Source organism: Bradyrhizobium betae (assembly GCF_004123905.1).
GTDB lineage: Bacteria > Pseudomonadota > Alphaproteobacteria > Rhizobiales > Xanthobacteraceae > Bradyrhizobium > Bradyrhizobium betae_A.
The window spans coordinates 38,071-50,592 of sequence record NZ_MZXW01000042.1 but is presented as its reverse complement, the minus strand read 5'-3'; the positions used below and the strand labels follow the sequence as shown (position 1 = coordinate 50,592).

Below are 12,522 nucleotides of genomic sequence, written 5' to 3'. Positions count from 1 at the left end.
AGGTGCCTTCACCTCTCCCCGTAAGAACGGGGCGAGGGAGAACACCTTTCACCGCCGCGGCTCGGCACTCGTGAGCTCGGCGAGTTTTGCGCGCGCCGCCTCGCGCGTGCGCGCATCCTTGCCGGCCGGCAGCGCCAGCGCGGCCTCGAAATCGGCACGGGCATCGTCGGCCTGGCCGCGGGCGAGGAACGTGAGGCCGCGGTCGAGGCGGGCCTGCGGATCGGACGGGTCGAGGCGGACCGCCGTGTTGTAGCTCAGGATCGCGCGATCGAGATCGCCGGTGGCGGCGAGCGCCAGACCACGCTGGTGATAGGGCGCGGCCAGCCTGGGTTCATGCGCGATCGCCTCGTCATAGTCCTCGATGGCGAGCGCGAGGTCGCCGTTCTGCCGGCGTGCCAGCGCGCGGTCGCGATAGAGCTGGGCGCGGTTGGGATTGAGGTGGATGGCCTCGTCGAAATCGGCGATCGCCCGCCTGAAGTCGCCGTGGCGCATCGCGATCCGCCCGCGCCCCTCATAGGCAAAGGCGATCAGTGAGCCCCGGAGCGGCGAGAAGCCGATCACGGCCGAGCAGATGTCGGGTTCGTCCTCGTCCCCGCAATTGACGACCGTGTGCGTGGACAGGCCAATGAGCACGCCGAGGACGATCAGCAATGGTACGGCAGTTTTGGTCATCTCCGACGGTGGCAGGCGGAGGGCCGGCCACGCATCCCCTTTCGAAGGAAGTGTCACGCCGAGGTGTTAACACCGGCCGCGACGATCCTGTGTGCGCCAGGTCACAAAGCCCGCGCAAATCCCCGCGGGTTCCATCAGCCCCAAGGACCGCGGGAAGGACCTGGAGAAGGACCACCAGACGACGACCGGCCCCACGGTCCTTGCGGCGGATAGTTCTCGTTGGCGCCGACCGACGGCGCCGCCTGCGCGCCGAGCTCGGCTGCAAGCTGCTGGAGCGCCGCGATCCGATTCTGCGTCGAGGGATGGGTCGTGAACAGATTGTCCACGCCGTGGCCCGACAGCGGATTGATGATGAACATATGCGCGGTCGCGGGATTGCGCTCCGCCTCGAAGTTCGGGACCTGACGCGCGGCGCCCTCGATCTTCAGCAGCGCCGACGCCAGCCACATCGGCTGTCCCACGATGCGTCCGCCGAGATCGTCCGCGGCATATTCGCGGGTGCGGCTGATCGCCATCTGCACCAGCATGGCGCCGAGCGGCGCCAGGATCATCATCAGGATCGAGCCGACGATGCCCGGGCCGTTGTTGTCGCGGTGGCCGCCGAAGAACATGCCGAACTGCGCCAGCATGGAGATCGCGCCGGCGATGGTCGCGGTAATGGTCATCAGCAGCGTGTCGTGATTTTTGACATGAGCAAGCTCGTGCGCGATCACGCCGGCAAGCTCCTCGCGGCTGAGCTGTTGCATCAGGCCGGTGGTGACGGCCACCGCGGCATTCTCGGGATTGCGCCCGGTCGCGAACGCGTTCGGTTGTGCCTCGTCCATCACGAACACGCGCGGCATCGGCAGACCGGCGCGGCCCGCAAGCTCGGCCACGAGCCCGACCAGTTCCGGCGCACTCGCGCGGTCGACCTCATGGGCGCCGTACATCGAGAGCACCGCGCGGTCGGAGTTCCAGTAGGTGAAGAGATTGGTCGCCGCGGCAATGACAAGCGCGATCATGGCGCCAGCGGCACCGCCGATCAGATAGCCCACGCCCATGAACAGGGCGGTGAGGCCTGCGAGCAGCATTGCGGTCCGAAGATAGTTCATGGCCGTCTCCCAGGGGCGGCCGCGGGCAAACCTTTGGCCGGCACACCTCAGGTAGGGATGACCCCGGCCCGGCCGCAAGGTTTCAAGGTGCGTCGCGGGGCCGCGGCACTGGTTTGAATCCGATCATTCCATTAAAGTTCGTCAAGAATCCAAGCGTCTCCTCCCTCCGGAAACCCCATGCTCCAGACCCGATTTGCGATCGCGGCCGCCGCTCTGCTCACGCTCGCCCTTCCCGCCTCCGCCCAGTTCGTACCGCCCCCGACAAAGTCCGCCGCACCCAGGACCACCGTCCCCTCGCCGCGCGCGGCGTCGTGCCATAACGGGGCGAGCTTCGATCGCTTCCTCGCCGACGTGAAGCAACAGGCGGTGGCTGCCGGCGTCTCGCAGCGAACGATCTCGGAGGCATCGCCCTACCTCGTCTACGACCAGGGCATCGTCAATCGCGACCGCGGCCAGCGCGTGTTCGGCCAGCTCTTCACCGAATTTGCGGGCCGCATGGCCGCGCCCTATCGCATGCAGAACGGCCAGCAGCACATCAAGGCCCACGCGGCAGCATTCGCGCGCGCCGAAAAGGAATATGGCGTGCCGCCGGCAGTGATCGCTGCGTTCTGGGGGCTGGAGAGCGATTTCGGCATCAACATGGGCAATCTGCCGACGCTGAAATCGCTGGTGTCGCTGGCCTATGACTGCCGGCGCTCGGAGATGTTCGTGAACGAGACCATCGCCGCGCTGAAGATCATCGACCGCGGCGATCTCACACCCGACGAGATGGTCGGCTCCTGGGCCGGCGAGCTCGGGCAGACGCAGTTTTTGCCCGTGCACTACGTCAACTACGCCGTCGACTATGACGGCGACGGCCGGCGCGATCTCCTGCGCAGCGAGAACGACGTGATCGGCTCGACCGCGAACTACATCGCCAACGGCTTGAAATGGCGGCGCGGCGAGCCGTGGCTGGAGGAGATCAAGGTGCCGCAGAACCTGCCGTGGGATCAGACCGACCTCACGGTGCAGCTGCCGCGCTCGAAATGGAGCCAGCTTGGCGTCACCTATCCCGACGGCCGGCCGCTGCCGAACGACAATCTTGCCTCCTCCGTGCTGCTGCCGATGGGACGTTTTGGTCCGGCCTTCATGGCCTATGCGAATTTCGCGGCCTATACCGAGTGGAATAACTCGCTGATCTATTCGACCACCGCGGGCTATCTCGCCACCCGCATCGCGGGCGCCGCGCCGATGCGCAAGCCGACCACACCGGTCGCGCAGCTGCCGTTCAACGAGCTCAAGCAATTGCAGCAGCTTCTGGTCCAGGCCGGCTTCAATGTCGGCAAGGTCGACGGCGTGCTGGGCCAGCAGAGCCGCGCCGCGGTGAAAGCGATGCAGATCAAATATGGCCTGCCGGCGGATTCCTGGCCGACCGCCGAGCTGCTGGCACGGATGCGCGGCGGCACCGCGCAGGCGCAGCCGGCGGCGACAATCCGATAAATAATCTATCCGTAGTCATGCCCCGCGAAAGCGGGGCATCCAGTACGCCGCGGCGTCGAGGTCCAATCACAGCCGCCTCTGGAATACTGGATCGCCCGGTCAAGCCGGGCGATGACACCGGAGGTTGTGGCGGCGATGACCGCGAGAATGTGGCGGCGACAGCACCACCAGCCGATGCGGTAGAATTTTCGCACTGCACGCACTGCTTCCGCGATTGTATTTTTCCATGAGGCTCCCATGTGAGTGGCTCAGGTTTCTCCTGAGATTTCCCACCCATTCAAGCGAGCATCACATGTCCTTCTACGACGCCGTCGCCCCTGCGTACCTGCAAATGCTGAACAGCCTCACCGGCCTGCTCACGAAAGCGGAGGCGCATTGCGCGGCGAAAAAGATCGACCCGAGCGTGTTGCTCGGCTCCCGCCTCTTCCCGGACATGCTGCCGCTGTCGAAGCAGATCCAGCTGGTCAGCGATTTCGCCACCAAGGGCTGCGCGCGGCTAACCCATAGCGAAGTGCCTTCGAACCCCGACACCGAAACCAACTTTGCGGAATTGAAGCAGCGACTGGCCAAGACCATCGACTATGTGAAGTCGTTCAAGCCGGAGCAGTTCGAGGGCGCCGATACCAAGGACGTCACCTTCCCGACCGGGCCGGACAAAACCACCACCTTGAAGGGCCAGCAATTCCTCAGCGCGTTCTCGCTGCCGAACTTCTATTTCCACGCCGCGACCGCCCACGGCATTCTGCGCCACAACGGCGTCGAGATCGGCAAGCGTGATTTCATGGGCCAGAACTGAGTTGTCAAATCGCACGGCGACAGCAGCAGAAATGCGCTGCCGTAGCCGGGATTGCACATGAATTATGCTACGCGGTCCTTGCCGCGTAGCTCGCCTGCACTTTCCGTATGGCTCGTCCCTTGCGCTGATTGCCGCGATGCACAAGTGTTCCGGACCTCTCATCGCCTGGAAGCATCCCATGAGCCGTTCGACCAAATTGCTTGAGACTTATAAGCTCGGCCCGATCACGCTGGCCAACCGCCTCGTGATGGCGCCGCTAACGCGCAACCGCGCCGTTCCCGGCACATTCGTACCCGGCGCGCTCGCCGCCGATTACTACGCCCAGCGCGCCTCCGCAGGACTTCTGATTACCGAAGCAAGCCAAGTCTCGCAGCAGGGTCAGGGCTACCAGGACACGCCCGGCATCTACAGCAAGGAGCAGGTCGCGGGCTGGCGCAAGGTCACCGACCAGGTGCATGAGCGCGGCGGCAAGATCTTCATCCAGCTCTGGCATGTCGGCCGCATCTCGCATGTCGATCTCCAGGCCAATGGCGCAGCGCCTGTGGCGCCGAGCGCGATCCGCGCCAAGGGCAAGACTTTCGTCAACGGCGGCTTTGCCGACGTCTCCGAGCCTCGCGCGCTCGAGCTCTCCGAAATTCCAGGGATTATCGACGACTTCAAGCGCGCCACGAAGAATGCGCTCGAAGCCGGATTCGACGGTGTCGAGATTCATGGTGCCAATGGCTATCTGCTTGAGCAATTCGCCAAGGACGGCACCAACAAGCGCACCGACGCCTATGGCGGCTCCATCGAGAACCGCGCGCGGCTGATGCTGGAAGTGTCCAAGGCCGTCGCGACTGAAGCCGGCGCCGATCGCACCGGCATCCGCATCTCGCCGGTGACGCCTGCCAACGATATCTCAGACTCAAACCCTCAAGCCTTGTACAACCATATCGTCGACGGCCTCAGCGCGCTGAAGCTGGTCTATCTCCACGTCGTCGAGGGCGCCACCGGCGGCCCGCGCGACATCGCACCGTTCGACTATGCGGGCATCCGCAAGCGCTTTGCCGGCGCCTACATCGCCAACAACGGCTATGACTTTGATCTCGCCACCAAGGTGCTGGACGCGAACGCGGCCGATCTCATCGCCTTCGGCAAGCCGTTCATTTCCAACCCCGATCTCGTCGAGCGCCTGAAGGCAGGCGCGGCGCTGAACGACTGGGACAAGAACACGTTCTACGGCGGCGGCGCGAAGGGGTATACGGACTATCCGGCGCTCGCGGCTGAGCCGGCGGAGTAGCTGCGCTCCCTCCTCGTCATTGCGGGGAGCCCGTGACAAAATTGCGAAGCAATTTTGCACTGATGCGACGAAACAATCCAGACTGCCTCCGTGGAAAGATTCTGGATTGCTTCGCTTCGCTCGCAATGACGGCGTTGAAACAGCACACCAAACTCGCAAATAAAAAGGCCGGGATCGCTCCCGGCCTTTTTTGTTGCCCGCAGCCGCCCTCAGGCGGCGTAGCGGTTGAACTTTGACTTCGAGATCGAGGTCGCCGCGACGTGGACGTGCTGCGCCAGCTCGGCCTCGGCGCGCTCTTTGGTCCATCGCGTCGTCGGCACCGAGATGTTGATCGCCGCTACCGCACGGCCGTGCTCGTCGATGATGGGAGCGGCGACCGAGATGTCGCCCATGACGGTCTCGTTCATGATGACGGCATATCCACGTTGGGCCGCCACGCGGACGCGCTCCAGCAGCGCCTTCGGGTCGGTCACCGTGAAGGGCGTCAGCGGCGCGAGCGGTGTCCGCTTCAAAAGATCGAGCCGCTCCTCCTCGGGCAGTGCCGACAGGATCGCGGTGCCCGACGCCGTGAAGAAGGTCGGCAACCGGCTGCCGATCACGATGTCGATGTTGATGAGGTGGGCACCCGGAAAGCGTGCCACGAAGACGACCTCGTGGCCATCCAGCTCGTGCAGATTGGTCGTCTCGCCGAGATTGCGGCTGATCTCGAGCAGATAGGGCGAGGCCCGGTCGATCAGGTCGTTGGCCTTGAGATAGCTGTGCGAGAACTGGAGCACCTTCGAGGTCAGGCCGTAATTGCGCGTACCCTCGATCCGCTTGAGATAGCCGAGTGTCTCCAGCGTGTAGACCAGGCGCTGGGTGGCGCTGCGGTCGAGATCCGCCGCGCGCGCGATGTCGGCCAGCGTCATGTGGCGCTGCGGTCCGTCGAAGGCATGCAGGACCTGGAACGCTTTCTCCGTCGAGCCGACGAACAGCGACGAGCGCTGCTCGGCACCCTTCTCTGCATCGTCCTCACCGCTCTTCTTCGCGGCCTTCACGGTGCGGCCAGTCCCGCCCCGGCTGCTACGCGCCATGCTGCCATCCTCTCAAGCAAGCCCTTCCGAGATCGCCAGCTGCCGGCCGAGCTCGGCGCGGAGGGACGCGACCAGCGCCGGGGCGGGCTGCACCAGCGGCGCCAGCATACGCGGCGCCTCGACGCCAACGAGATCCATCACCGCCTTCATCGGTCCCGGATTGGTCTCGGCAAACGCCATGTTCATCAGCGGAATCAGCCTGCGATGGAGGCTGAGGGCTTCGGCGGTCTTGCCGGCCGTCGCAGCCTCGTAGATTTGGCGCCAGGCGCGCGGCAATAGGCACGCGGTGACGATGATGCCGCCCTTCGCGCCCGCCGCCAGATGCAGCGGAAACAGGCTGTCCTCGCCGCTCAGCACCGCAAAGCTCTCGTCGACGCCCGCCACGACCTGGAGGAAATGATACATGTCGAGGTTACAGGCCTTCATGCCGATGATGTTGGGATGCCTGGAGAGCTCATGCAGGATCTTGGGCTCGATCGCGATCCGGGTGCGATAGGGAATCTCGTAGATCAGGACGGGCACGGGCGAGGCATCGGCATAGCGCAAGAAATAGTCGCGAATGCCGGCCTGAGTCGGGTTGGTGTAGTATGGCGTAAGCACGAGCAGGCCGTCCACGCCCTCGGCTGCGAATTCACGACCGGCCTGAAGGGCATCGTGGAAACCGGTGTCGAGCACGCCGGCAATGACCGGGCCCTTGCCCGCCATCGCCTTCACCGACAGGCCCGCCATCTTGATGCGCTCGGCGCGGGCCAGCGCGCCATATTCGCCGGTGCCACCGAGCGGCACCACGCCGTCGATCCCCTGCTTGTTGAGCCAGGTGAACATCGCCGCGACCGCGCCGGCATCGATGGTGTCGTCGGCCTTGACCGGGGTCGGAATGGCCGGGAACAGGCCCTGGAGGCGATTGGCAGTGAGCATGATGAAGAACCTCTGGTTGGGAAGCGGGACGGCTATCTCGCGGCAGCACGCCGGCGCAGGCGTTCGGCGACGAAGATCAGCAGCCCCATGAAAACGAACAGGCAGGTCGAGACGGCGGCGATCGCGGGCGAGACCTGAAGCGTCACCTCGTCCCAGAACTGCTTGGGCAGTGTCGCGTTGAGGCCACCGGTCGCAAACAGCGCGATGGTGAGCTCGTCGAACGAGGTCGCGAAGGCGAACAGGAACGACGACATCATGCCGGCGCCGAGAATCGGGAAGGTGACGTAGCGCAGCGTCGCGAATGGGCGCGCACCGAGGCTCTGCGCGGCATGGTCGAGCCGGGTGTCGTAATTGCGCAGCACGGCCATCATGGTCATCACAACGTAGGGCACGGCAACGACGGTGTGGCCGAGAACGAGGCCGACGGCGCTGCCGACGAGGCCCATCTGCGCGAAGACGTAGAACAGGCCGACCGCGATGATCATGCGCGGCACCACGATCGGCGACAGGATGAAGGCGAGCCAAGCCGCTTTGCCTGGGATCTCGCTGCGCACCAGCAGGAACGCGGCCGGCGTGCCGATCAGCATGGCGAGCACCCCGGTGCCGATTCCGACCAGCAGCGAACGCAGCACGGCCTGGGTCCAGAGCGGCGAATTCAACACCGTCTCATACCAATGCAGGGTAAAGCCCTGCGGCGGCCAGTTGAGGCCGCCGGTGCCGAACGACAGCGGGATCATCAGGATGGTCGGCGCGCTGATGATCAGCAGCATGGTCCAGACGAAGGCCTGCAAACCCATGCCGGCCTGATCGGGATTGCGGTCGCGACGGCGCGACGGCAGCAGCAGAAGGATGCGGTCGGAGATCGCGCCGAGCAGCGCGAGGAGCGCATCGCCCGCCTTCTGGACCGGCCCCGACAAACGGGACGGCGCCGCGTTGCGCGGTGCAGATGCGCCGGTCATGGTCGACAGGCCGAGCAGCCGGTCATAGGCGGCAAAGACGACGAGGACGACGACCAGCAGCAGCACCGAGATCGCGCCGGCAAAACCCCAGTTCATGGTCTGCTGGACCTGGTCGATGATCAGCTGCGTGATCATGGTCTCGCGGCGCCCGCCGAGCAGCGCCGGCACGATGAAGAAGCCGATCGCGGTGACAAACACCATGATCCCCGCCGCGGCGACGCCGGGCAGCGACAGCGGAAAATAGATCTTCCAGAACGCCATGCCCGGCCGCGCCCCGAGCGTTGCGGCCGCGCGCGGCAAGGTGCGGTCGATGTTCTCCATCACCGAGAGCATGGTCAGCACGGCGAGCGGGAGCAGCGCATTCACCATGCCGACGAGGACGCTGCCGAAATTGTAGAGCAGGCTGGCGGGGCTCGAGATGATGCCGAGCGAGATCAGCGTCTTGTTGATGACGCCGTTGCGGCCGAGCAGCACGATCCAGGCGAAGGCGCGGACCAGGAAGCTGGTCCAGAACGACAGCAGCACCCAGAACAGCAGCGTCGCCTTGCGCTCCTTGCCGACGACCGAGATCAGATAGGCGATCGGATAGCCCGCGACGACGCAGACCAGCGTGGTCGCCAGCGATATTTTCAGCGTGATCAGGAGAACGTCGAGATAGACCGATGAGGCAAAGAGCTGGCGATAGGGCGCGAGCGTGAAACCATTGTCGCCGTAGACGCTGAGCAGCAGCAACTGGCCGACGGGATAGACCAGGAACAGCACGAGCAGCAACACCAGCGGCGCGCCCATCGCAGCCCGCGTCCAGGCCAGCCTTCGCGATATCGCGCGCATGCCGGCCAAGCTCAGATCCCCCCGTCGTGGATGGCGACGGCGTCCGCCGCATGCCATCCGAGCGACAGACGCTGACCAATCTCGTAGGGCGCCGAGCCGCTGCGGGTCGGATGCGCGGCAACGAGCTGCGGCAGGCCCGCCGTCTCCGGCGCAATGTAGAGCCGCGTCAGGCTGCCGCTGATCATCACGTCCATGATCCGGCCGGACAGCTGGCCGCCGCCCGCCTCGGCCACCACGAGGTTCTGCGGGCGCACCATGACCTTGATCGGCTCTCCGGCAGCAAAACGGGAGCCGTTGCCGACCGCGCGCGAAGCCGCGGCCTGCGCCGTCAGGACGATGTCAAGCCCCTGGCCGTCGACGCCACGCACGGTGGCGCTGAGCAGGTTGGACTCGCCGAGAAAGTCGGCGACGAACACCGAGCGCGGCCGGAAGTAGAGATCCTGCGGCGTGCCGAGCTGCTCGATCGCGCCCGCGTTCATCAGGCAGATGCGATCCGACATGGTCATCGCCTCTTCCTGGTCGTGGGTCACGTAGACGATCGTGGTGCCGAGCTCGCGATGGATGCGCTTGATCTCGAGCTGCATCTGGTCACGCAGCTTCTTGTCGAGCGCCCCTAACGGCTCGTCCATCAGGATGATCGCGGGGCGATAGACGATACAGCGCGCCAGCGCGATGCGCTGCTGCTGGCCGCCGGACAATTCGCGCGGATAGCGCTTGGCAACGTGCGGCAGGTGCACCGTCTCCAGCGCCTCGGCGGTGCGCCGGCGCGCCTCGGCGTCGGCGACCTTCCGCATCTTCAGCGGAAACGCGATGTTGTCCTCGATCGTCATGTGAGGAAACAGCGCGTAGTTCTGAAATACGACGCCGATGTCGCGCGCATAGGCAGGACTATGCGTGACGTCGGTGTCGTCGATCAGGATCCGCCCCGCGTCGGGATGGGCCAACCCCGCGATCAGGCTGAGCATCGTCGTCTTGCCCGATCCCGACGGGCCGAGCAGCGTCAGGAATTCGCCCTTGGCGACGTCGAGGCTGGTCGGCGCCAGCGCGACGAAATCGCCATAGTGCTTGCACAGCTCGTGAATGCGCAGGCTCGACGAGACCATGGGCCGCCCCGATCGGTTTGATCCGGTCAAGCCAGGATCCAGCTGTTGAAGCGCTCGATGACGGCGGCCTGGTTGTCGTACCAGAACTTCGCGTCGATCTTCAGCCCGGCCTTGATGTTGTCAGGATAGCTCGGACAGTTTTTGGCGACCTCCGGCTTGATGTAGTTGAAGGCCTCCGGCTGCGTCAGACCGGCCGGGAAATATTCGACGAGGGCCGCCTGCCGCTTCGGATCGGACGCGAACTTGATGAACTCGCGGCAGGCATCCGCGTTCGGCGTGCCGGCGAGGATCGACCAATTGTCGGCGCCCCAGACCCCCTGGTTCCAGACGATCTCGACGGGCGCTCCGGCTGCCTGCGCGGACTGCGCGCGCGATACCCAGGTCGGAAGCAGGTCGATCTCGCCCGAGGTCAGCATCTGCTCGACCTGCGCACCGCTGGTCCACCACACCGCGACCTGCGGCTTGATCTTGTCGAGCGCGGCAAAGGCCTTGGCGAGATCGCAAGGGTAGACCTGCGCGGTCGCTGCGCCCGCGCCCATCAGCGCCTCCTCGACCGTGTCGAACGGGTGCTTGCGCACCGAGCGGCGTCCGGGGAAGTCGGCCACGTTCCAGAAATCGGCCCAGGACTGTGGCGCCTTGCGGCCCTTGAAGGCGTCGGTGCGATAGGCGAGCACGGTGGTGTAGATGTTGGTGGCGACGCCGTAGGCCGACGCATATTCGGCCGGAATCGACTTGACGACCGGCTCGGATTCGAGGCCGTGCTTCTCGAGATATTGCTTGGCGCCGGTGGTCAGGATCTCGATCGCGGGCCAGGAGATCTTGGCCATGTCCCAGGTGTAGTTCTTGGTGTCGACCATGGTCTTGATCTGGGCGACCGGCTCGGCATTGGCCTGCACGCCGACGACCTCGATCCCCGTCGCCTCGGTGAAGGGCCGGTAGTACACGGCGCCATAAGCCTTGGTGTAGATGCCGCCGTCGTCGCGCACGACGATGCGCTTGCCGGCGGCGCGGGACGGCGACCAGACAGAGGGTGCGGCGAGTGCGACGGTGCCGGCTCCTGCGCCAAGCAGGAGGCGACGGCGGGAAGTAATGAACTTGGAACGATGGGTCATGGCTTCAGTCCCCTCTCGACGATGTTGCGGTTGGTCGTGACGATGCGGATGGCGGCAGCACGTGGCCGGGATTGAACAGGCCCGACGGATCGAACGCCTGCTTGACGGCGCGCATCAGCGCGAGCTCGACCGGCTGCTTGTAGCGGGACATCTGCTCCATCAGCGTCCGGCCGACGCCGTGCTCGGCGCTGAAAGTGCCGCGGAGCGAGGCCGCGACATCGTTGACGGCATGGCGGATGCGTTCGGAGACCACGTCGCGATCGTCCAGGGCATCCCACTGCGCGAAGCTGAAGAACGGAATGAGATGGACGTTGCCGTCACCCATATGGCCGACGATGACGAACGGCAGATCCGGGATGATGGCGTGGACCGCACTCATGGCCTGCGCGATGAAGGCGGGCACCGCCGACACCGGGACCGCGCTGTCCGAGGTGAGGCCGACACCGGCCTTCTTGTTGGCTTCCGACACGCTGTGACGCACCAGCCACATTGCCTTGCGCTGCGCCTCGCTCGCGGCGACCACGCCGTCGCTGACGAGCCCCGCCTCGAGCGCCTGTTCGAGCACCGTCTGCATCGTCGCCGCGAGCGCGCCGGCATCGCCGGTGTCCGACAGTTCGACGAGGACGTGCCAGCTGTCGATTTGCGCGACCGGACAACGCCGACCCGGCACCTGCTCGAGCACGAGCGCGATCTGCTTCGCGTTCATCAGCTCGAAGGCCGAGAGCCGCGAATTGCAGGCGGCCTGGAACAGGCCGAGCACGTCGAGGGCCGCTTGCGGACTGTCGACCGCAAGCCAAGCCACAGCCTCCGCCGTCGGCAGCGGATGCAGCTTCAGTACCGCGCCGGTGATGATGCCAAGCGTCCCCTCGGAGCCGATGAAGAGATGCTTGAGGTCGTAGCCGGTGTTGTTCTTGCGCAACGCGTAGAGGCCGTCCCAGATCCTGCCGTCCGGCAGCACGACCTCGAGGCCGAGCACGTTATCGCGCGTATTGCCGTAGCGCAGCACGCCGGTGCCGCCGGCATTGGTGGCGATGTTGCCGCCGATCTGGCACGAGCCCTCGGCGCCGAGACTGACCGGATAGAACCGGCCCGCCGCCACGGCCGTCTCCTGAATCGTCGCAAGCACGCAGCCGGCGTCGACCACCATGGTGTTGTTGATGGGATCGAGCGAGCGGATTTTCCGCATGCGCGTCAGCGCGACGATCACGG

The 12,522-nt window shown here is 65.5% G+C and carries 11 protein-coding genes; 3 read left to right on the top strand and 8 right to left on the bottom strand.

The features are described from left to right. Positions 1-48: 48 nt before the first annotated feature. On the bottom strand, positions 49-672 hold the full coding sequence (locus B5V03_RS30910; RefSeq protein ID WP_206736208.1) for a tetratricopeptide repeat protein: 624 nt from the start codon (positions 670-672) through the stop codon (positions 49-51). Between the two features lie 134 nt (positions 673-806). Then, entirely contained in the window at positions 807-1,763 is a 957-nt protein-coding gene (gene htpX / locus B5V03_RS30905; protein WP_129274177.1) for a zinc metalloprotease HtpX, read from the bottom strand. A gap of 177 nt (positions 1,764-1,940) precedes the next feature. On the opposite strand from htpX, the gene B5V03_RS30900 reads away from it, so the two are divergent. The 3 genes from B5V03_RS30900 to B5V03_RS30890 all read left to right on the top strand — a co-directional run bounded on the left by B5V03_RS30900 (position 1,941) and on the right by B5V03_RS30890 (position 5,317). After that, positions 1,941-3,242: a lytic murein transglycosylase gene (locus B5V03_RS30900; RefSeq protein WP_129274176.1), complete on the top strand. Its 1,302-nt coding sequence runs from the start codon at positions 1,941-1,943 to the stop codon at positions 3,240-3,242. A gap of 292 nt (positions 3,243-3,534) precedes the next feature. Beyond that, a complete protein-coding gene (locus B5V03_RS30895) occupies positions 3,535-4,038 on the top strand; it encodes a DUF1993 domain-containing protein (protein ID WP_129274175.1) in 504 nt (167 codons plus the stop codon). Between the two features lie 178 nt (positions 4,039-4,216). Continuing rightward, the gene (locus B5V03_RS30890) at positions 4,217-5,317 is read left to right on the top strand and encodes an alkene reductase (RefSeq protein ID WP_129274174.1); all 1,101 of its coding nucleotides are present in this window, start codon (positions 4,217-4,219) and stop codon (positions 5,315-5,317) included. Positions 5,318-5,526: 209 nt separating this feature from the next. On the opposite strand, the gene B5V03_RS30885 is transcribed toward B5V03_RS30890, so the two are convergent. From B5V03_RS30885 to B5V03_RS42805, 6 genes are read right to left on the bottom strand one after another with little or no spacing between them, the layout of a single operon-like run. Beyond that, positions 5,527-6,390, bottom strand: a complete 864-nt coding sequence (locus B5V03_RS30885; protein WP_129274173.1) for an IclR family transcriptional regulator — start codon at positions 6,388-6,390, stop codon at positions 5,527-5,529. A 12-nt stretch (positions 6,391-6,402) separates the two neighbouring features. Beyond that, complete coding sequence (dapA, locus tag B5V03_RS30880; RefSeq protein ID WP_129274172.1) at positions 6,403-7,308, bottom strand: 4-hydroxy-tetrahydrodipicolinate synthase; 906 nt, start codon at positions 7,306-7,308, stop codon at positions 6,403-6,405. Between the two features lie 32 nt (positions 7,309-7,340). Further along, positions 7,341-9,098 carry an ABC transporter permease subunit gene (locus B5V03_RS30875; protein ID WP_129274213.1) on the bottom strand — a complete coding sequence of 586 codons (1,758 nt, stop codon included), beginning with the start codon at positions 9,096-9,098 and terminating at the stop codon, positions 7,341-7,343. 11 nt (positions 9,099-9,109) lie between these two features. After that, complete coding sequence (locus B5V03_RS30870; RefSeq protein ID WP_129274171.1) at positions 9,110-10,201, bottom strand: ABC transporter ATP-binding protein; 1,092 nt, start codon at positions 10,199-10,201, stop codon at positions 9,110-9,112. A 26-nt stretch (positions 10,202-10,227) separates the two neighbouring features. Further along, positions 10,228-11,313, bottom strand: a complete 1,086-nt coding sequence (locus tag B5V03_RS30865; protein ID WP_129274170.1) for an ABC transporter substrate-binding protein — start codon at positions 11,311-11,313, stop codon at positions 10,228-10,230. Positions 11,314-11,317: 4 nt separating this feature from the next. Next, positions 11,318-12,520: an FAD-binding oxidoreductase gene (locus tag B5V03_RS42805; protein WP_283811551.1), complete on the bottom strand. Its 1,203-nt coding sequence runs from the start codon at positions 12,518-12,520 to the stop codon at positions 11,318-11,320. Positions 12,521-12,522: the final 2 nt, after the last annotated feature.

Coding starts and splice junctions, on each gene's coding strand:
- B5V03_RS30910 (WP_206736208.1), bottom strand. CDS start 672: ATGACCAAAACTGCCGTACCATTGCTGATCGTCCTCGGCGTGCTCATT.
- htpX (WP_129274177.1), bottom strand. CDS start 1,763: ATGAACTATCTTCGGACCGCAATGCTGCTCGCAGGCCTCACCGCCCTG.
- B5V03_RS30900 (WP_129274176.1), top strand. CDS start 1,941: ATGCTCCAGACCCGATTTGCGATCGCGGCCGCCGCTCTGCTCACGCTC.
- B5V03_RS30895 (WP_129274175.1), top strand. CDS start 3,535: ATGTCCTTCTACGACGCCGTCGCCCCTGCGTACCTGCAAATGCTGAAC.
- B5V03_RS30890 (WP_129274174.1), top strand. CDS start 4,217: ATGAGCCGTTCGACCAAATTGCTTGAGACTTATAAGCTCGGCCCGATC.
- B5V03_RS30885 (WP_129274173.1), bottom strand. CDS start 6,390: ATGGCGCGTAGCAGCCGGGGCGGGACTGGCCGCACCGTGAAGGCCGCG.
- dapA (WP_129274172.1), bottom strand. CDS start 7,308: ATGCTCACTGCCAATCGCCTCCAGGGCCTGTTCCCGGCCATTCCGACC.
- B5V03_RS30875 (WP_129274213.1), bottom strand. CDS start 9,098: ATGCGCGCGATATCGCGAAGGCTGGCCTGGACGCGGGCTGCGATGGGC.
- B5V03_RS30870 (WP_129274171.1), bottom strand. CDS start 10,201: ATGGTCTCGTCGAGCCTGCGCATTCACGAGCTGTGCAAGCACTATGGC.
- B5V03_RS30865 (WP_129274170.1), bottom strand. CDS start 11,313: ATGACCCATCGTTCCAAGTTCATTACTTCCCGCCGTCGCCTCCTGCTT.